Source organism: Vibrio xiamenensis (assembly GCF_900100015.1).
In the GTDB taxonomy this organism is placed as follows: domain Bacteria; phylum Pseudomonadota; class Gammaproteobacteria; order Enterobacterales; family Vibrionaceae; genus Vibrio; species Vibrio xiamenensis.
Window position 1 is genome coordinate 97,478 of the sequence record NZ_FNDD01000001.1, and the last position, 18,660, is coordinate 116,137.

Annotated in this window: 16 protein-coding genes; 10 read left to right on the forward strand and 6 right to left on the reverse strand. The window is 46.2% G+C overall.

Annotated elements, in window-relative coordinates:
• The first annotated feature begins 51 nt into the window (after nt 1-51).
• The 4 genes from BLS03_RS00460 (at nt 52) to lpxC (ending at nt 4,363) form a co-directional block, all read left to right on the forward strand.
• Entirely contained in the window at nt 52-834 is a 783-nt protein-coding gene (locus tag BLS03_RS00460; protein ID WP_093268179.1) for a cell division protein FtsQ/DivIB, read from the forward strand.
• Nucleotides 827-2,089 (forward strand): cell division protein FtsA, encoded by a 1,263-nt coding sequence (ftsA, locus tag BLS03_RS00465; RefSeq protein ID WP_093268181.1) that lies wholly within the window; start codon nt 827-829, stop codon nt 2,087-2,089. Before BLS03_RS00460 ends, ftsA begins: the two co-directional genes overlap by 8 nt.
• A 30-nt stretch (nt 2,090-2,119) precedes the next feature.
• Nucleotides 2,120-3,346: a cell division protein FtsZ gene (ftsZ, locus tag BLS03_RS00470; RefSeq protein ID WP_093268184.1), complete on the forward strand. Its 1,227-nt coding sequence runs from the start codon at nt 2,120-2,122 to the stop codon at nt 3,344-3,346.
• 99 nt (nt 3,347-3,445) lie between these two features.
• Entirely contained in the window at nt 3,446-4,363 is a 918-nt protein-coding gene (lpxC, locus tag BLS03_RS00475; RefSeq protein ID WP_093268186.1) for a UDP-3-O-acyl-N-acetylglucosamine deacetylase, read from the forward strand.
• Between the two features lie 49 nt (nt 4,364-4,412).
• Here lpxC and BLS03_RS00480 read toward each other — a convergent pair whose 3' ends face one another.
• Nucleotides 4,413-4,874: a DUF721 domain-containing protein gene (locus BLS03_RS00480; protein ID WP_093268189.1), complete on the reverse strand. Its 462-nt coding sequence runs from the start codon at nt 4,872-4,874 to the stop codon at nt 4,413-4,415.
• 312 nt (nt 4,875-5,186) lie between these two features.
• Between BLS03_RS00480 and secA the strand changes: the two genes are divergently transcribed.
• The 6 genes from secA to BLS03_RS00510 all read left to right on the forward strand — a co-directional run bounded on the left by secA (nt 5,187) and on the right by BLS03_RS00510 (nt 15,156).
• Nucleotides 5,187-7,910, forward strand: coding sequence for a preprotein translocase subunit SecA (gene secA / locus BLS03_RS00485; protein WP_093268191.1), 2,724 nt, complete (start codon nt 5,187-5,189; stop codon nt 7,908-7,910).
• Nucleotides 7,911-8,007: 97 nt separating this feature from the next.
• Nucleotides 8,008-8,406: an 8-oxo-dGTP diphosphatase MutT gene (gene mutT / locus BLS03_RS00490; RefSeq protein WP_093268194.1), complete on the forward strand. Its 399-nt coding sequence runs from the start codon at nt 8,008-8,010 to the stop codon at nt 8,404-8,406.
• 93 nt (nt 8,407-8,499) lie between these two features.
• Nucleotides 8,500-9,309, forward strand: coding sequence for a 4-hydroxy-tetrahydrodipicolinate reductase (dapB, locus tag BLS03_RS00495; protein WP_093268196.1), 810 nt, complete (start codon nt 8,500-8,502; stop codon nt 9,307-9,309).
• A 482-nt stretch (nt 9,310-9,791) separates the two neighbouring features.
• Entirely contained in the window at nt 9,792-10,931 is a 1,140-nt protein-coding gene (carA, locus tag BLS03_RS00500; RefSeq protein ID WP_093268198.1) for a glutamine-hydrolyzing carbamoyl-phosphate synthase small subunit, read from the forward strand.
• A gap of 16 nt (nt 10,932-10,947) precedes the next feature.
• Complete coding sequence (carB, locus tag BLS03_RS00505; protein WP_093268200.1) at nt 10,948-14,181, forward strand: carbamoyl-phosphate synthase large subunit; 3,234 nt, start codon at nt 10,948-10,950, stop codon at nt 14,179-14,181.
• Nucleotides 14,182-14,376: 195 nt separating this feature from the next.
• Nucleotides 14,377-15,156, forward strand: coding sequence for a TSUP family transporter (locus BLS03_RS00510; protein WP_093268203.1), 780 nt, complete (start codon nt 14,377-14,379; stop codon nt 15,154-15,156).
• Here the strand turns inward: BLS03_RS00510 and BLS03_RS00515 are convergent.
• The 5 genes from BLS03_RS00515 to grcA form a co-directional block, all read right to left on the reverse strand.
• Nucleotides 15,086-15,952: a LysR family transcriptional regulator gene (locus tag BLS03_RS00515; protein WP_093268205.1), complete on the reverse strand. Its 867-nt coding sequence runs from the start codon at nt 15,950-15,952 to the stop codon at nt 15,086-15,088. The two genes, BLS03_RS00510 and BLS03_RS00515, sit on opposite strands and share 71 nt — an antisense overlap.
• 86 nt (nt 15,953-16,038) lie before the next feature.
• Nucleotides 16,039-16,602, reverse strand: coding sequence for a flavodoxin family protein (locus BLS03_RS00520; RefSeq protein WP_093268208.1), 564 nt, complete (start codon nt 16,600-16,602; stop codon nt 16,039-16,041).
• Nucleotides 16,592-17,008 carry a VOC family protein gene (locus tag BLS03_RS00525; RefSeq protein WP_093268210.1) on the reverse strand — a complete coding sequence of 139 codons (417 nt, stop codon included), beginning with the start codon at nt 17,006-17,008 and terminating at the stop codon, nt 16,592-16,594. The genes BLS03_RS00520 and BLS03_RS00525 overlap by 11 nt, the downstream gene beginning before the upstream one ends.
• Nucleotides 17,005-17,958, reverse strand: a complete 954-nt coding sequence (locus tag BLS03_RS00530; RefSeq protein WP_093268213.1) for a questin oxidase family protein — start codon at nt 17,956-17,958, stop codon at nt 17,005-17,007. The genes BLS03_RS00525 and BLS03_RS00530 overlap by 4 nt, the downstream gene beginning before the upstream one ends.
• Nucleotides 17,959-18,185: 227 nt before the next feature.
• On the reverse strand, nt 18,186-18,563 hold the full coding sequence (grcA, locus tag BLS03_RS00535) for an autonomous glycyl radical cofactor GrcA (protein WP_093268215.1): 378 nt from the start codon (nt 18,561-18,563) through the stop codon (nt 18,186-18,188).
• Nucleotides 18,564-18,660 lie beyond the last annotated feature (97 nt).

The window sequence follows — 18,660 nt, forward strand, 5'->3', positions numbered from 1 at the left end:
ATTAAATAGAAGTGAAACAAAATTGCCCGTGGAGTGTAGGAATAACGGACTTTGATTAAAAGTGCTTTAAATGAAGGTCGTCGAATCTCGGACTCTCCGGTGGTGAAAGAGCACGCTATTGGCGGAACGTTTTTGCTGATAGTGGCAGTATTGATTGGCTCTATCATCTATTCAACACTTTCTTGGATGTGGGATGACCAACGTCTTCCATTATCGAAGATCGTGTTACAAGGCGAACTAGATTATGTAGCTGCCCAAGATATTCAAAAGGTTATCGGGCGGCTTGATCATATTGGTACATTTATGTCCCAAGATATTAATGTGCTGCAGAATGCAGTACAGCAAGTACCTTGGGTTGAACATGCGTCGATTCGCAAACAGTGGCCGGATACAATAAAAATATTTTTAACCGAATATCACGCGGCTGCAATTTGGAATGGCAATGAATTAATAAATGACAAAGGGGTAGTGTTTAACGGTGATATTGGTCGACTTAAAGGCGACTACGTTAAACTATACGGTCCAAAAGGCACCAGTAAGCAGGTGCTTTCTGTGTGGCGAGAGATGACGCCGCAATTTAAGCAGATTGGATTAAAAATAACCTCTTTAGTGCTAAATGAACGCCGCGCTTGGCAAATTATATTAGATAATGGCATTCGCTTAGAATTAGGCAAAGAGTCACTCAATGAGCGTATTGCGCGATTTTTTGCTTTATATCGTCGTTTAGGTAATGACACCGAAAAAGTCAGTTATATTGACCTTAGGTATGACACGGGAGCCGCGGTGGGTTGGTTTCCAGAGCAAGAGTTAGAACAAGAGAATTCTGATGACTAAGACCGCTGATGACAACATTATAGTCGGCCTTGATATAGGTACTGCGAGCGTTTCAGCGTTAGTAGGTGAAATATTACCAGATGGACAAATCAATATTATTGGTGCCGGTACTAGTCCTTCTCGTGGTATGGATAAGGGCGGTGTTAATGATTTAGAGTCGGTCGTAAAATCGGTTCAGCGCGCCATTGACCAAGCAGAGTTGATGGCAGAGTGCCAGATCAGCCAAGTCTTTATTTCCCTTTCTGGTAAACATATTGCCAGTCGAATTGAAAAAGGGATGGGAACTATCTCTGATGAGGAGGTCTCACAAGAAGACATGGATCGCGCGATTCATACCGCGAAATCAATTAAAATTGGTGATGAACAGCGAATTCTGCATGTTATTCCGCAAGAATTTACCATCGATTACCAAGAAGGGATTAAAAATCCGCTAGGTTTATCAGGTGTGCGCATGGAAGTCAGCGTGCATCTTATTTCTTGCCATAACGATATGGCGAGAAACATTATTAAAGCAGTTGAGCGCTGCGGTCTTCGTGTGGATCAACTGGTCTATTCCGGTTTAGCGGCAAGTAATGCGGTTATCACCGAAGATGAGCGTGAACTGGGCGTATGTGTTGTTGATATCGGTGCTGGTACAATGGATGTTGCCATTTGGACCGGCGGCGCACTGCGTCATACAGAAGTGTTTTCTTATGCGGGAAATGCGGTTACTAGTGACATTGCATTTGCATTCGGTACACCCCTTAGCGACGCCGAAGAGATTAAAGTCAAATACGGTTGCGCGCTGAGTGAGTTAGTTAGCAAGGACGATACTGTTAATGTCCCTAGTGTTGGAGGCCGCCCTTCGAGAAGTTTGCAAAGACAAACCTTGTCGGAGGTGATTGAACCTCGCTACACTGAGTTAATGGGTTTAGTTAACCAAACTATCGATACTGTTCAAGAGAAACTGCGTGAAGAGGGTATTAAACACCATCTTGCAGCAGGTGTAGTCCTCACTGGAGGCGCTGCTCAGATTGAAGGTTTGGTTGAGTGTGCGGAACGCGTTTTCCGCAATCAAGTTCGAGTCGGCAAGCCTCTCGAGGTGAGCGGGCTAACAGATTACGTTAAAGAGCCGTATCATTCTACGGCAGTTGGTTTACTTCATTACGCAAGAGACAGTCAGATCAATGATGAGACTGAATATAGCGAACCAAAACGTCTCGCAACGTCGAATTGGTTCGAACGCTTACGTAACTGGATACAAAAAGAGTTTTAACCTGAGCAGCAGGAAAAACGGAGATAACACATGTTTGAACCGATGATGGAAATGTCTGACGATGCAGTAATTAAAGTCGTTGGAGTAGGTGGCGGTGGCGGTAACGCCGTAGAACACATGGTGCGTGAATCCATCGAAGGTGTGGAATTCATCAGCGTCAACACCGACGCGCAAGCGTTACGCAAAACCAGCGTTAGTAGTGTCATTCAAATTGGTGGTGACATCACTAAAGGCTTAGGAGCTGGTGCGAATCCACAAGTTGGCCGTGATGCCGCTCTTGAAGATAAAGATCGCATTAAAGAATATCTCACCGGTGCCGATATGGTATTTATCGCAGCTGGTATGGGTGGTGGTACAGGTACAGGTGCCGCTCCAGTGATTGCAGAAGTCGCTAAAGAGCTTGGCGTTTTAACTGTTGCTGTTGTCACTAAACCGTTCAGCTTCGAAGGAAAGAAGCGTTTAGCGTTTGCTGAACAAGGTATTGAAGAGCTGTCTAAGCATGTTGACTCTCTGATCACTATCCCGAACGAAAAGCTACTCAAAGTTCTAGGACGTGGCATTACCTTACTGGAAGCATTTGCGAGCGCAAACGATGTGCTGAAAAATGCGGTGCAAGGTATCGCTGAACTCATCACTCGCCCTGGCATGATCAACGTCGACTTTGCGGACGTACGTACCGTGATGTCAGAGATGGGTCATGCAATGATGGGTAGCGGTGTTGCGAAAGGTGAGGACCGTGCAGAAGAAGCGGCTGAAATGGCGATCTCGAGTCCACTTTTGGAAGATATCGATTTAGCTGGTGCGCGCGGCGTGTTAGTTAATATTACCGCTGGTTTAGACATGCGTCTTGACGAGTTTGAAACCGTTGGTAATACCGTTAAAGCCTTTGCTTCCGATAACGCGACTGTGGTTATTGGTACATCGCTCGATCCAGATATGGCTGATGAAATTCGCGTAACTGTCGTTGCTACAGGTATTGGCAACGAGAGAAAACCGGATATCACTTTGGTTGCTGGTGGCAAATCGAAAGTTGCGCCAGTACAGCAAACTGCAGCGGTACAGCAGCCAGCAGCGACGGTAAAAGTTGAAGAGAAAGTGGCACAACCTTTGCAAGAAAGAACTCAGACGACGGCTCAATCTTCGCCATCGACTTCGACGGCGTCAGGTTCAGCAGGAAATCAGAGTGCAGCCCCTAAAGCTGACAAAGAGAGTGGCTATTTAGATATTCCTGCATTTTTGCGCCGTCAAGCTGACTAAAATTTCATCAGAATTTGACAAGGTTCAAATTTGTGGTACGATCCGCGGTCAATGAATCTCGTTGACCGTGATTTGTAGCACTAAATAAGAGGCAAGCAGATGATCAGACAAAGAACTCTGAAAGAAATAGTGAAAACAACTGGTGTGGGTCTCCACTCTGGTCGTAAAGTCACGCTGACTCTTCGCCCTGCTGCTGCAAATACTGGTATCATTTATCGTCGTACAGACATGAACCCGCCAGTTGATTTTCCAGCTGACCCGGCCGCTGTTCGAGATACAATGCTATGTACTGCATTGGTCAATGATGACGGTATCCGTATCTCGACTGTTGAGCACTTGAGCTCTGCGCTGTCAGGTATGGGTGTAGATAACGTGATCATCGAGGTGGATGCGCCTGAAATTCCAATTATGGACGGCAGCGCAAGTCCATTCGTTTTCTTACTGCAACAAGCGGGTATTGAAGAGCAAAATGCACTTAAGCGTTTTATTCGTATCAAGAAACCCGTTCGTTTTGAAGATGGCGATAAATGGGCTGAGTTCGTACCATACAACGGTTTCCGTATGGATTTTGAAATCGAATTTAACCACCCTGCAATTGAAGCGGATGAGCAACACTTGCGCTTTGACTTCTCTACGCAAGGTTTTGTTAAAGAGATTTCACGTGCACGTACATTCGGTTTTATGCGTGATATCGAATACTTACAATCACAGAATCTTGTATTAGGTGGTAGTTTCGATAATGCTATCGTACTGGATGATTACCGAATTCTTAATGAAGAAGGTCTACGCTTTGAAAACGAGTTTGTGACTCACAAAGTGTTGGATGCTATCGGTGATTTATACATGTGTGGTCACCCGATTTTAGGTGAGTTCCGCGCATTTAAATCTGGTCACGGTCTAAACAACCAGTTGCTGCGTAAAGTCCTTGCGACGCAAGACGCTTGGGAATGGGCAACCTTCGAAGAAGACGCGACGTCTCCAGTTGCATTTGCAGATCCAACGATGGTTCTTGCATAAACGCTAGAATGACTAAAAACCAGGCTTAGGCCTGGTTTTTTTGTGCACTTTAGTTGTCCTTTGGTTGCGCCAATTTGGCGAGTTGTTCAAGACGTTTCTTAACTTTCGGTGAGGCGTTCTCGGCGATCATCGTCAAATAGTCGGCAGCATTTTGTGAAATTGGGTCGCGGCGCGGAGCTGACTGCTGGTCTTTTGACTTCTTCTGTTCATAGAGTCTGGGGTTGATCACCACAGTGACGGCAATCAAGCGTGCATAACCGAGCGTTCTCAACTGATTTAAGATATGCAGACGATCGTAGTCGATCTTCATTTTGATCGCGGCGCTGGCGGTTTCTAAAATCAATTGGCCGTCGCGAATATTCGCCGCCCGGCAATGATCTTCCGTTCCGCGTGGCAAGATCTTCCGCAGATCTTGATTTAATTTTAAGATCTCTGAAGCCTGCTGTTGCAGTTCGGCAAATCGCGATTGTGAAATAATATCGTTGCCTAATGTCGGGCGATGATCTCTCATGAAAAACCTTAGTGCACTGTTTTGATTAGTGTAACTGATCATGGCGAGCAACGACAGATTATCCCTAGCACACCAATTATTGATAAAAAAAATTAAAAGTGGTTCAAACAAATGACTTTGTTGTTGGTCGTTCGTGTAAAAATTCCTTACACTAATGCCCACTTATAACCTGAAGCCTTGAAAATGAAAGTTATCGTCACCATATCACATCGATAAATGACTTAACTCAGTATTCTTAGTTAAAAACTGGTAGAGACTGAAGGCATTGAGATCAGATCGCAACCGATCGTAGTAAAGAGAGATTCATAACAAATGATAGCTAAGCTACTGACAAAAGTAATTGGCAGTCGCAATGATCGTACATTACGCCGCCTTAGAAAAATTGTTAAAGAAATAAATAATTACGAGCCAACCTTCGAAGCGCTTTCAGATGAAGAGCTAAAAGCGAAGACAGTTGAATTCCGCCAACGCCTAGAGCAAGGTGAAACTTTAGACCAACTTCTTCCTGAAGCGTTTGCGACAGTACGCGAAGCATCAAAACGTGTGTATGGCATGCGTCACTTTGATGTGCAGTTGATTGGCGGCATGGTATTGAACGCTGGTCAAATCGCAGAGATGCGCACAGGTGAAGGTAAAACCCTTACCGCAACGCTTCCTGCTTACTTGAATGCACTTCCTGGTAAAGGTGTTCACGTCGTTACCGTGAACGATTACTTGGCTGCTCGTGATGCCGAGACCAACCGCCCATTATTTGAATTCCTAGGTATGACCGTTGGCGTTAACGTGCCAAATATGCCGCCTCAGGAAAAGAAACAAGCCTATTTAGCTGACATCTTATACGGAACCAACAACGAATTTGGTTTTGACTATCTAAGAGACAACATGGCGTTTCGTGCTGAAGACCGTGTTCAGCGCGCTCGCTTCTTTGCTGTGGTCGATGAAGTTGACTCGATTTTGATCGATGAAGCTCGTACTCCGCTTATCATCTCTGGCCCAGCCGAAGACAGTTCTGATCTTTATACTCGTATCAACACTCTGATCCCTAACCTTGAAAAGCAAGATAAAGAAGATTCTGAAGAGTACCGTGGCGACGGCCACTACACGGTTGATGAGAAATCAAAACAAGTCTACCTCACCGAAAATGGTCAAGAGTTTGTTGAAGAACTCTTAATTAAAAATGGTTTGATGGAAGAGGGCGATACACTTTACTCGCCAGCCAATATCAGTTTGCTTCACCATGTAAATGCAGCGCTACGTGCTCATGTACTGTTTGAACGTAACGTTGATTACATTGTTACTGACGACGGCGAAGTCGTGATCGTTGATGAACACACTGGTCGTACAATGCATGGTCGTCGTTGGTCAGAAGGTTTACACCAAGCGGTTGAAGCTAAAGAAGGCGTTAAGATTCAAAACGAAAACCAAACTTTAGCTTCGATCACTTTCCAAAACTTCTTCCGTTTGTACGAAAAACTGTCGGGCATGACAGGTACTGCGGATACTGAAGCTTTCGAATTCCAGCAAATTTACGGCTTGGAAACCGTGGTTATTCCAACCAACCGTCCTATGGTTCGTAATGATATGCCAGATGTGGTGTACCGCACTGAAGCAGAGAAATTTGCTGCAATCATTGAAGACATCAAAGAGCGCGTAGAAAAAGGTCAACCCGTGCTGGTTGGTACGGTCTCGATTGAAAAATCAGAGCTGCTATCGAACGCCCTGAAGAAAGCCAAAGTTAAGCACAATGTACTGAACGCAAAATTCCACGAAAAAGAAGCGGAAATCGTTGCGGAAGCGGGTATGCCTGGTGCGGTAACTATTGCAACCAACATGGCAGGTCGTGGTACCGATATTGTGCTTGGTGGTAGCTGGCAGAGCAAAGTTGAGTCAATGGACAACCCAACTCAAGAACAGATTGATGCGATCAAAGCTGAGTGGCGTCAAATCCACGATCAAGTGCTTGAGTCTGGCGGTCTACACATTATTGGTACTGAACGTCATGAGTCACGTCGTATCGATAACCAGTTACGTGGTCGTTCTGGTCGTCAAGGTGATGCCGGTTCTTCACGTTTCTATCTTTCTATGGAAGATACGCTATTACGTATCTTCACTTCTGATCGTATGGCGAGCTTGATTCAAAGCGGTATGGATGAAGGTGAAGCGATTGAATCGAAGATGCTTTCGCGCTCAATTGAGAAAGCGCAACGTAAAGTCGAAGGTCGTAACTTTGATATTCGTAAGCAGCTATTGGAATACGATGACGTGGCGAACGATCAACGTAAAGTGGTTTACGAATTGCGTGATGAGTTGATGAACGTTGACGATATCAGCGAAATGCTTGAGCAAAACCGCGTTGATGTTCTGACTGCAGTTATTGACGAATACATTCCACCGCAATCGCTTGAAGATATGTGGGATGTTGAAGGTCTTGAAGAGCGTTTGAAAAACGACTTCGACCTCGATCTACCGGTTCAGCAATGGCTAAAAGAAGACGACAAGCTTTACGAAGAAGCGCTGCGTGAAAAAGTGATTGATGCTGCGGTTGAAGTTTACAAAGCCAAAGAAGAAGTGGTTGGTAGCGAAGTGCTACGTAACTTCGAGAAATCGGTGATGTTGCAAACGCTTGATACTTTGTGGAAAGAGCACCTAGCGGCAATGGATCATCTTCGCCAAGGTATCCACTTACGCGGCTACGCACAGAAGAATCCGAAACAGGAATACAAGCGTGAGTCGTTTGAACTGTTTGAAGGTATGCTTGATGCACTGAAGACCGATGTGATTACTATTCTGTCGAAAGTTCGTGTTCAGCAACAAGAAGAAGTTGAGCGTATGGAAGCCGAGCGTCAAGCTCAAGCTGAAGCCGCCGCTCGCCTTGCGCAAGCACAACATGCTTCGGCAGATGGTTTGGGTGACGACGACAATCAAGGCGACGATCACCAGCCTATGGTGCGTGAAGAACGTAAAGTCGGTCGCAACGAGCCTTGCCCATGTGGTAGTGGTAAAAAATACAAAAATTGCCATGGTCAGATCTCGTGATTAAATGGTAAGGTTGAAAACAAAAAGAGTCGCAGTCGCGACTCTTTTTTTACATTCGAATCTGTTCCACTCGAGCGATACCAACAAGGTGAAATCAATGAAGCGTATTCACATCGTAGCAGCGATTATTTTTAATCCCCAGCAGTCTCAAGTTTATATAACCAAACGCCCGGATGATAAACACAAAGGCGGCTACTGGGAATTTCCTGGCGGCAAAGTGGAATCTGGGGAGAGCATCGAGCAAGCGATGGCGCGTGAGCTAAATGAGGAAGTGGGGATTGAAGTTCTCCAACAGCAAAGCTTTGAACATCTTGAATACGACTACCCAGATAAATCGCTGACATTTGATTTTATGTTAGTAACCGAATTTTCAGGTGAACCGTATGGTCGCGAAGGACAACAAGGATGCTGGGTTGATATTAAACAACTCCCTGAGTACGCGTTTCCCGAAGCTAATGTGCCGATCCTTGAGCGGGTTGTGACTGAGTTCGCTTAAATGCTGGTGGTTCGAGCCGAATATTGTTAATTTATTGGAATCAATGAGACAAAATGCAGTGAAAATTTCATTGCAAAAGATGGAGATACAGCAATGGTTAGAATTGCGATTGCAGGAGCAGCAGGACGAATGGGGCGTAACCTAGTTAAGGCGACGTTGCATCATCCTCAAGCCGAATTAGGTGCGGGCTCTGAACGCCCTGAGTCATCACTGGTAGGCGTTGATATTGGCGAACTATGTGGTGAACGAAAGCTTAGCATTGCTGTGGTTGATGACCTTGAAAAACATGTTGACGATTACGATGTGATCATCGACTTTACCGCGCCAGCAAGTACGCTTGCCAATCTTGAACTGTGCAAAAAGTACCAAAAGAAAATTGTGATTGGCACGACAGGCTTTAGTGAGCAAGAGCGTCAACGTATCGATGAATATGCGCAAAGTGTTGCTGTGGTAATGGCGCCTAACTACAGTGTTGGCGTCAATCTTGTCTTCAAGCTGCTAGAGAAAGCCGCTAAAGTGATGGGTGACTACTGCGATATCGAAGTGATTGAAGCCCATCACCGCCATAAAGTTGATGCTCCGTCAGGTACTGCTATCGGTATGGGCGAAGCGATCGCTGGGGCCATGGGTAATAAATTGAGTGATGTGGCTGTTTATGCACGTGAAGGCATTACTGGCGAACGTAAACGTGAAGAGATCGGCTTTGCGACGATTCGAGCGGGTGACATCGTCGGTGAACACACCGCAATGTTTGCCGATATTGGCGAGCGTGTGGAAATCACGCATAAAGCCACTGATAGGATGACATTTGCCAATGGCGCGGTGAAAGCTGCGGTGTGGTTAGATGGCCATTCGAGCGGTTTTTATACCATGACCGATGTGCTCGGGCTGAATGAACTGTAAATGGATAATTATGCGTCGAGCTTGCTCGGCGCTTTTTTTTTACGGTAAAATGGGGAACGGGTTTCTAATTGGTCTGTTTTTACCTTTTGGTACAATTTGGCTATCTATTTTGAGTGTTATAAATAAAAAATCACTCAAAGTGGGTAAAAGAACATAATAAAGGCGAGTGCGTAACGTTTGCTTGACCAGCAAGATATAAAACGTCGTGCTAGAAGGCAAAATTAACCCCTTAAAGATTAAAGGTGCTAATTTTTGACCTTTTATCGTAAGTAAAGTTGGTTTTTTAAGCCTTATGCGATTAATCAGTTCTTTAGCTATTTAAAAGGTAAATTTATTTTTTGAACCATGTTGACAGTTTGTAATGGCGTCATTAGAATACCGCCAATTTGTCTACACCCCATGAATTCGAGCAGTGTTCGTGTTAAGGAAGGCAAGTTTGCAATTTAATTTATATTTTATGCATTTTTATTCTGGAGGTTGTCTTGAGTAAATCAGCACTGTTAGTCCTAGAAGATGGGACAGTGTTCCACGGTGTTTCCATTGGAGCAGATGGTATATCCGTTGGTGAAGTTGTTTTTAATACCTCGATGACGGGGTACCAAGAAATCCTCACTGATCCTTCCTATTCCCAACAAATCGTCACTCTTACTTATCCTCACATTGGCAATACCGGTACTAATACCGAAGATGAAGAATCCTCTTCAATCCACGCCCAAGGCCTTGTGATTCGCGATCTTCCTCTTATCGCTTCTAACTTCCGTAGTGAACAAACCCTTTCTAGTTACCTTCAATCGCAAAATATCGTCGGTATCGCGGATATCGATACCCGCAAGCTAACGCGTATTCTGCGTGAAAAAGGTGCTCAGAACGGCTGCATTATGGCTGGCGATAACTTAGACCAAGCGCTCGCACTGACTAAAGCGCAAGAATTCCCAGGCCTAAAAGGTATGGACCTGGCGAAAGAAGTGACCACTCAAGAAACTTATCAATGGCAACAAGGTTCATGGACGCTAGAAGGTGGCTTACCCGAAGCGAAAACCGCTGCCGAACTCCCTTACCATGTTGTTGCTTACGACTTTGGCGCCAAACGCAACATCCTACGTATGTTGGTTGACCGTGGCTGCCGCTTGACTGTCGTTCCAGCTCAAACTTCAGCAGAAGAGGTGTTGGCACTAAACCCAGATGGCATTTTCTTGTCAAATGGCCCTGGTGACCCAGAACCATGTACTTACGCGATTGAAGCGACCAAAACCTTCCTAGATAAAAATATTCCGGTATTTGGTATCTGTCTTGGCCACCAAATTTTGGCTTTGGCGTCCGGTGCACAAACAGTGAAGATGAAGTTTGGTCACCACGGAGCTAACCACCCAGTCAAAGATCTCGACCGCGGTGTGGTGATGATTACGTCACAAAACCACGGTTTTGCTGCGGATGAAGCGACTTTGCCAGACAATCTACGCGCGACACACGTATCGCTGTTTGATGGGTCACTGCAAGGCATTCACCGTACAGACAAACCAGCATTCAGCTTCCAAGGTCACCCAGAAGCCAGCCCAGGTCCACACGATGCTGCGCCGCTTTTTGACCACTTTATTGACTTGATTAAACAACACAGCGCTTAATTCCGGAGTAGTAGCAATGCCAAAACGTAATGACATTAAAAGCATTCTTATCTTAGGTGCTGGACCTATCGTTATCGGTCAGGCCTGTGAGTTTGACTACTCAGGTGCTCAAGCGTGTAAAGCGCTGCGTGAAGAGGGTTACCGCGTTATTCTGGTTAACTCTAATCCAGCCACCATCATGACTGACCCAGAGATGGCGGATGCCACGTACATCGAGCCAATTAACTGGCAAGTGGTACGCAACATCATTGAAAAAGAGCGTCCAGACGCAATTTTGCCGACCATGGGTGGTCAAACTGCGCTTAACTGTGCGCTTGATTTAGAAAAACACGGCGTGCTTGCTGAGTTTGGCGTTGAGATGATTGGCGCAACAGCTGACGCTATCGATAAGGCCGAAGACCGTTCTCGTTTTGATAAAGCGATGAAGTCTATCGGTCTTGAGTGTCCGCGTGCTGACACGGCAAAAACCATGGAAGAGGCGTACAAAGTCCTCGATATGGTTGGCTTCCCATGTATTATTCGCCCTTCTTTCACTATGGGTGGTACCGGTGGTGGTATCGCGTATAACAAGGAAGAGTTCGATGAAATTTGTACTCGTGGTCTTGACCTATCACCAACCAATGAACTGCTTATCGATGAGTCGTTGATTGGTTGGAAAGAGTACGAAATGGAAGTGGTTCGCGACAAAAACGATAACTGTATTATCGTGTGTGCAATTGAAAACTTCGACCCAATGGGGATTCACACTGGTGACTCTATCACTGTTGCGCCAGCGCAAACGCTGACCGACAAAGAGTACCAACTGATGCGTAACGCATCGCTTGCGGTACTGCGTGAAATCGGTGTTGAAACCGGTGGTTCGAACGTGCAGTTTGGTATCAACCCGAAAGATGGCCGTATGGTTATCATCGAAATGAACCCGCGCGTATCACGCTCTTCTGCCTTGGCATCGAAAGCAACGGGTTTCCCGATTGCAAAAGTTGCGGCGAAATTGGCGGTTGGTTTCACTCTTGATGAGTTGATGAACGACATCACTGGCGGCGCGACTCCAGCGTCATTTGAGCCAACCATCGACTACGTCGTGACTAAGATTCCACGCTTTAACTTTGAAAAATTTGCTGGTGCTAACGATCGTCTTACTACTCAGATGAAATCTGTCGGTGAGGTAATGGCAATTGGTCGTAACCAACAAGAATCATTACAAAAAGCGCTACGCGGCCTTGAAGTGGGTGCGAGCGGTTTGGATGAGATGGTGGATCTGGAATCTCCAGACGCGCTATCGAAAATCCGCTACGAACTAAAAGAAGCGGGCGCAGAGCGTATTTGGTATATCGCTGATGCTTTCCGTGCTGGTCTGTCTGTTGACGGTATCTTTAACCTAACCAATATCGACCGCTGGTTCTTGGTGCAAATCGAAGAATTGGTGAAGTTGGAAGAGGAAGTGAAAGCGGGTGGTTTCGCTGGTTTGAGCGAAGATGTGCTGCGTAAAATGAAGCGCAAAGGTTTTGCGGATGCACGTCTGTCTAAACTGCTTGGCGTGTCTGAAAACGAAATTCGTCGTCTACGTGACCAATTCGGTATTCACCCAGTCTACAAACGCGTAGATACCTGTGCGGCTGAATTCTCATCGGATACCGCTTACATGTACTCATCTTACGATGACGAGTGTGAAGCAAACCCAACCGATAAAGACAAAATCATGGTATTGGGCGGTGGTCCAAACCGTATTGGTCAAGGTATCGAGTTCGACTACTGCTGTGTACACGCGTCACTAGCACTGCGCGAAGACGGTTACGAAACCATCATGGTGAACTGTAACCCAGAAACCGTTTCAACCGACTACGACACTTCAGACCGTTTGTACTTTGAACCGGTTACGCTTGAAGATGTGTTGTCTATCGTACGCGTTGAAAAGCCAAAAGGCGTTATCGTTCAATACGGTGGTCAAACACCATTGAAACTAGCGCGTGCATTGGAAGCGGCGGGTGTGCCAATCATTGGTACTAGCCCTGATGCGATTGACCGCGCGGAAGACCGTGAGCGTTTCCAAGCAGCGGTTGAGCGTCTAGGTCTTTTGCAACCGCAAAACGCAACCGTGACAGCGATGGAACAAGCAATTGAGAAATCAAAAGAAATTGGTTTCCCATTGGTTGTGCGTCCATCTTATGTATTGGGCGGCCGTGCGATGGAAATCGTCTATGACGAACAAGACCTGCGCCGTTACTTTAACGAAGCCGTTAGCGTATCGAACGAATCACCAGTACTACTTGATCGCTTCCTTGATGACGCAACTGAAGTGGATATCGATGCTATCTGTGACGGTGAGCGCGTGGTTATCGGCGGTATCATGGAGCACATCGAGCAAGCCGGTGTTCACTCAGGTGACTCAGCATGTTCGCTTCCGGCTTACACGCTAAGCCAGGAAATCCAAGACAAGATGCGTGAGCAAGTTGAGAAACTGGCATTTGAATTGGGTGTTCGCGGCCTGATGAATACTCAGTTTGCGGTCAAAGACAACGAAGTTTACCTCATCGAAGTAAACCCTCGCGCTGCACGTACAGTACCGTTTGTATCAAAAGCAACTGGCGCGCCGCTGGCTAAGATCGCTGCGCGTGTAATGGCGGGTCAATCTCTAGAGTCACAAGGCTTTACTAAAGAGATTATTCCTCCTTACTACTCAGTTAAAGAAGTGGTGCTACCGTTTAACAAGTTCCCAGGTGTTGACCCTCTACTTGGTCCTGAAATGCGCTCAACCGGCGAAGTGATGGGCGTAGGGGCAACCTTTGCTGAAGCGTATGCGAAAGCAGAACTTGGTTGCGGCGCGGTATATCCTGAAGGTGGTCGTGCACTGCTTTCTGTGCGCGAAGGCGATAAAGAGCGAGTGGTTGACCTAGCTTCTAAACTGGTGAAACTGGGTTACCAACTGGATGCGACCCATGGTACTGCTGTGATTCTAGGCGAAGCGGGTATTAACCCTCGCTTGGTTAACAAAGTACACGAAGGTCGTCCGCACATTCTTGACCGTATCAAGAACAACGAATATACCTACATCGTGAATACGGCGGCAGGCCGTCAAGCGATTGAAGATTCGAAAGTTCTGCGTCGCGGCGCTTTGGCTGAGAAAGTGAACTACACCACCACGCTTAATGCAGCGTTCGCTACGTGTATGGCGCACACTTCAGATGCGACGGCGAGTGTCACTTCAGTACAAGAGCTACACGCAAAAGTACAACAAGACCAAGCAAAATGATTGGTCAATAACGACAGTAAGCGAGAAGCTTATCTGACAACCTCATTACCCGCTCTTTGAGCGGGTTTTTTTATGCATGTAGTCATTTGTTCTCATTGATGAAAATATGGAAAAGGTTGCTGTCTTAGCTTTCGTTAACCGCTTTCAAGTAACGGTGGTATTTTCGATTCAGAGCCATTTGGATGTAGGAAGGTTATGGAACTCTCTTTTGATATTTTACTGCTGCTGTTTGCGGTGGCTGGGATTGCTGGATTTATCGATGCTATGGCGGGTGGTGGTGGCTTAATTACCCTTCCAGCACTGTTGGCGGCGGGCATTCCACCAACGCAAGCGCTGGCCACCAATAAATTACAAAGTTCGTTTGGCAGTTTTTCTGCCAGCTGGTATTTCGTGCGTCGCGGAGTCGTGAAACTCAGCGAAATGAAGCTTGCTATCGCGTGTACCTTTATTGGCTCAGCAGCTGGTGCTAAATCGGTGCAGTACATCGATACCAATATTTTAACCAGCTTGATTCCTCTGCTGCTGGTGGCGATTTCGATTTACTTTCTATTGATGCCCGCGGCGAAAGATGTCAAAGGAAAAGCATCGCTACCTGATGCAATGTTTGCTTTGTGTGTCGGTGGTGGTGTGGGTTTTTACGATGGCTTTTTAGGTCCGGGTACTGGCTCCATTTTCGCGCTATGTTTTGTCGCAATTGCACAATTGACTCTCGTCGAGGCAACCGCCAAGACCAAAATTCTCAACTTCACCTCAAATATCGCTGCGCTGTTATCGTTTATTTTAGCTGGATTGCCGATCTGGAAACTGGGATTAATCATGGCGGTTGGCGGCTTTATTGGCGCAAGATTTGGCGCGCGGGTAGTGGTGACGAAAGGGCAAAAATGGATTCGCCCGTTAGTGATTGTTATGTCGATGTCGATGGCGTTAAAGCTTCTTTGGGAACAGCACTCTCAATGGCTGTTATCAATGCTCTGATACGCGGATTTTGATAAGCATTCGGGCGTAAACAGATATGAATTGGCCGAAATAGACCATGCAGCTCAGCAAATTCAAAGCAGTGCTGAGCTGGAATGTTGAGGGTGTTGACCATCGAGAGCGGCACGATAGCGGGTGCGACACCCGCTAAGGCAAGTTGCGCCGCTGCTGCATATGAGTCCATCTCCATCAGTGGTTCGATACCAAGTTGATTGAGCACAGTCAGCTGATAGGTGTTGGAGGAATTGTTCAGATCGTTGGTGATGACATGCTCGGGCAGGGCATCAAGTGCATTTCGACTTACGACATAAAAGGGTTCATCTAACAGATGTATCGCTTTCAGGCCATGATGCGCGGGAATATGACCGGCGCAAACCCCAAGTGTCGCTTGGCCAGATTGCACATGCTCAACAATTCTCGGTGTATGGTTGGTGGTGATCTTGATATAAGGATCGCGTTTGGCGTAATCACTAAACGCATGGCTCAAATATCCGGCCACTAGAGTCTCTGAGCAGTCGATACGAATTGGCGTATGATCAAGCAGGGCTTGTTGATCAAATATCAGCCCCTGTAACTCATTAAAGCTTGGGGCGATATTATCAATCAGCTGAGAACCCGCAGCGGTGAGTTTGACATGTCTGCCACTGGGTTCAATCAAGCGCTTTCCAAGTCGCCTTTCCAAATTCGCAATACGTTTACTCACCGCTGAAGGGCTAATGTATAACACGCTACCGGTGCGACTCATGGTTTTTTCTTTGCTTAAAACTAATAGCGTTTCTAAGCCTTCAAGTAGCATAGGGTCATCCGTGAAAGTTGGGAAACAATATAGTAAGTATCGCGATCTTTCATCGCTTGACCAGCGTTATTTATTCAGTCATCCGCTTAACCAGCTAATTTTGCGATTCGCTGGCCGAAATAGAAAGCAGTCTGTAAGTCATTGGTCGCGACTAGCTGTGGGTCGCCCGGCTCAGGGCTGGCAACCAAGCCTAAGCTTGAACCTGTGCGGTTTAAGCCTAGATCATCGCTGAACTGTGATACGTCAAGGCCGGCCCAAAGCATGCCGTGCTGACACGCTAAGGCGAACATTGCCAATAGGGTTTGTTGCTGTTCGCCGTTTTGACTACCACCACTAGTGAAGCCCGCGGCGAGTTTATTCTGCCATGCTTTTTGTACGTAACAGTCGCTACTGGCATCCATAAAGGCTTTGAACTGAGCGGCGGGTGAGCCCATGTAGGTTGGACAACCAAAAATTAATGCGTCGCACTTGGTTAATTGTTCAAAAAGTGGGGTATTTTGATAACGCCCAGCAATAATACTCTGGCTCTCAATTTCAAATATTTGAGCGTTGGCGCCAACGCTTTGGATTCCCTCGCTAATGTGCTGCGCCAATAACCGGGTTGCGCCAGTTTTGGAGTAAAACACCACGCCAATCTGTTTAGTGCCCATAACGGTTTCTCTCCTCTAAGTTCGTGGTTAAATACTCGATAAATTCCCATTCCAAGCCATCGCCATCAAAAAAATACAGGCGTTTACGATAGCCTTCGTCTTCATACATGTTTTTGCGATAACCGGCTGCCGTTAACCGCTGCTCAATTTGGGCAACGTCCTCAACCACTAAACCGACATGGTTGACGCCAAGATCAAAATAAGGCGTTCGTGATACATGCTGCAGCGGTTTAGGTTCAATTTCTTGCACGGCGATATAGCTTTGCTGGGTGCCGATGTGGCACCAACGTTTGGTATTAAATCCTCGATGCCGAACTTGGAATTCAGGGATTGCAGTGGAGAGAAATTTCACCGTTGCATCAAGGTTCTTGACGGTAATATTGGCGTGTTCAACGTAGGCGTTCATGCGCTTTCCTTAGCTAGGCGAGTGGCCAGTGCGTGTTTATACAGTGGATTGGCAAAAATGGTATCGAGATCCCTGCAACTCAGTGCAAGTTTGATGGTGTGGTCGTTGTGACTTTGACTGGCTTGTTGCAATAGCTCAGGCCAAGTTTTGGTGGTTGGCTTACAGTTTTGCTGTTGAGCCAAGTCACTGCTAGCGAACACGGCGCAGTATGCCTGCCAGAAGTAGTTAAGCGCTTGCTGATGATCGCTGATATAAGGCAGCAATAGCGTCAACGCATGTAACCCCGTGACACCATGAAGCAGATTAAAATCGTCGCTACGAGCGTAGTGCTCAAGTGTGATTTGCGCCACTTGCTCAAAAGTCAGGGTATCTGGTAGCGCGCGAAACGGAGCGTACGGCTCAGACTGGTATGTCTCCAACATTGCGTCCGCGATGAGGCCTTCGATTTCTGGTTGGGCTGAAAATGCCTCCTCAATCTTGGCGATATGTTGCTCGGCGCGGTAATTTGAGATGCTTTCTAGCGGCCCTAGAGACTGATATTCACACTGCCAGTACGCCAGAGCCGCGGCGATTTGCTCATGCTGCTGTGATAAAACAGCGTAAGCGAGACGAATGATGCCGTGAAAGCCAGCCGCGGAAATACCGCGAATAAGTTCGCTGATATGGCGTTTCAATGCTGCGTCAGTGCCTTGCTCTTCTAGTTCGGCTAAATATTGTGCTTGAGCTTCAAGATAGCGTCTCTGAGTATGACGAATCGAATTATCGTCTAGGGATTCAAGGCGCGCCGTGTAGTGCTGATAAAATTCGCTGAGCTGTTGCTCTGAAGCTTGGCAATACTCTAAAGCCACCAATGTCATTGAAAGGTGGTTGGTTAAACCATGCTGATATTGAGGCGCAAAGTGCTGACTTTGGGAGAGCAATTGCAAAGTATGAGGGCGAAGTTGTGTCATGGTTATTCTGATTAAATAAAGTTATTTGTTTATTAACTTAGCGAGTTTTCTATTTAAGTAAATAAAAAACTTTATTTAATGTGATAAAACAGTAAAAATGCGCAGGCTTAAATGGTGTGGGTCAGGGTCGTTTGGCAATAAAAAAACGGCGCTGAACGCGCCGTTTAAAGAACTGTTTTTAGGCTGTAGCCGAATGACAAATTGCTTGTCAGAGAAAGGCTTAACCGTTATAGCGACTCGGTAAAAGTACGAGCGATAACATCACGTTGTTGCTCTGGAGTCAGTGAGTTAAAACGCACCGCATAACCTGATACACGAATAGTCAGTTGTGGGTATTTTTCTGGGTTTGCTACTGCATCTTCCAGAGTTTCACGTTTTAATACGTTAACGTTTAGGTGTTGACCACCTTCGATTAACGGCTGGGTTTCAATGTTAACTGAACGGCTTTCGTAGTCGCCAAGATCACTAATTGAAATCACTTGATCAGTCTCAAAACCTTTAGTAGCGGCAACGCAACGCGCTTCGTTAGCTTCGTTGTCAAGTAGCCAAATAGTGTTGAGTAGATCATCGTTAGCTGCTTTAGTAATTTGAATACCTTGGATCATCACAATCTCCTAGACCACAGAGTGGTGTTATTGGTGTTAACTTTTTGGAATTGTAACCACACGTTTGAGCGTGTAGCGAATAACCACTATTTTAATA

Excerpts from the sequence above, each read along its gene's own strand:
- ftsA (WP_093268181.1), top strand. The coding sequence starts at position 827 with ATGACTAAGACCGCTGATGACAACATTATAGTCGGCCTTGATATAGGT.
- ftsZ (WP_093268184.1), top strand. The coding sequence starts at position 2,120 with ATGTTTGAACCGATGATGGAAATGTCTGACGATGCAGTAATTAAAGTC.
- lpxC (WP_093268186.1), top strand. The coding sequence starts at position 3,446 with ATGATCAGACAAAGAACTCTGAAAGAAATAGTGAAAACAACTGGTGTG.
- BLS03_RS00480 (WP_093268189.1), bottom strand. The coding sequence starts at position 4,874 with ATGAGAGATCATCGCCCGACATTAGGCAACGATATTATTTCACAATCG.
- secA (WP_093268191.1), top strand. The coding sequence starts at position 5,187 with ATGATAGCTAAGCTACTGACAAAAGTAATTGGCAGTCGCAATGATCGT.
- mutT (WP_093268194.1), top strand. The coding sequence starts at position 8,008 with ATGAAGCGTATTCACATCGTAGCAGCGATTATTTTTAATCCCCAGCAG.
- dapB (WP_093268196.1), top strand. The coding sequence starts at position 8,500 with ATGGTTAGAATTGCGATTGCAGGAGCAGCAGGACGAATGGGGCGTAAC.
- carB (WP_093268200.1), top strand. The coding sequence starts at position 10,948 with ATGCCAAAACGTAATGACATTAAAAGCATTCTTATCTTAGGTGCTGGA.
- BLS03_RS00510 (WP_093268203.1), top strand. The coding sequence starts at position 14,377 with ATGGAACTCTCTTTTGATATTTTACTGCTGCTGTTTGCGGTGGCTGGG.
- BLS03_RS00515 (WP_093268205.1), bottom strand. The coding sequence starts at position 15,952 with ATGCTACTTGAAGGCTTAGAAACGCTATTAGTTTTAAGCAAAGAAAAA.
- BLS03_RS00520 (WP_093268208.1), bottom strand. The coding sequence starts at position 16,602 with ATGGGCACTAAACAGATTGGCGTGGTGTTTTACTCCAAAACTGGCGCA.
- BLS03_RS00525 (WP_093268210.1), bottom strand. The coding sequence starts at position 17,008 with ATGAACGCCTACGTTGAACACGCCAATATTACCGTCAAGAACCTTGAT.
- BLS03_RS00530 (WP_093268213.1), bottom strand. The coding sequence starts at position 17,958 with ATGACACAACTTCGCCCTCATACTTTGCAATTGCTCTCCCAAAGTCAG.
- grcA (WP_093268215.1), bottom strand. The coding sequence starts at position 18,563 with ATGATCCAAGGTATTCAAATTACTAAAGCAGCTAACGATGATCTACTC.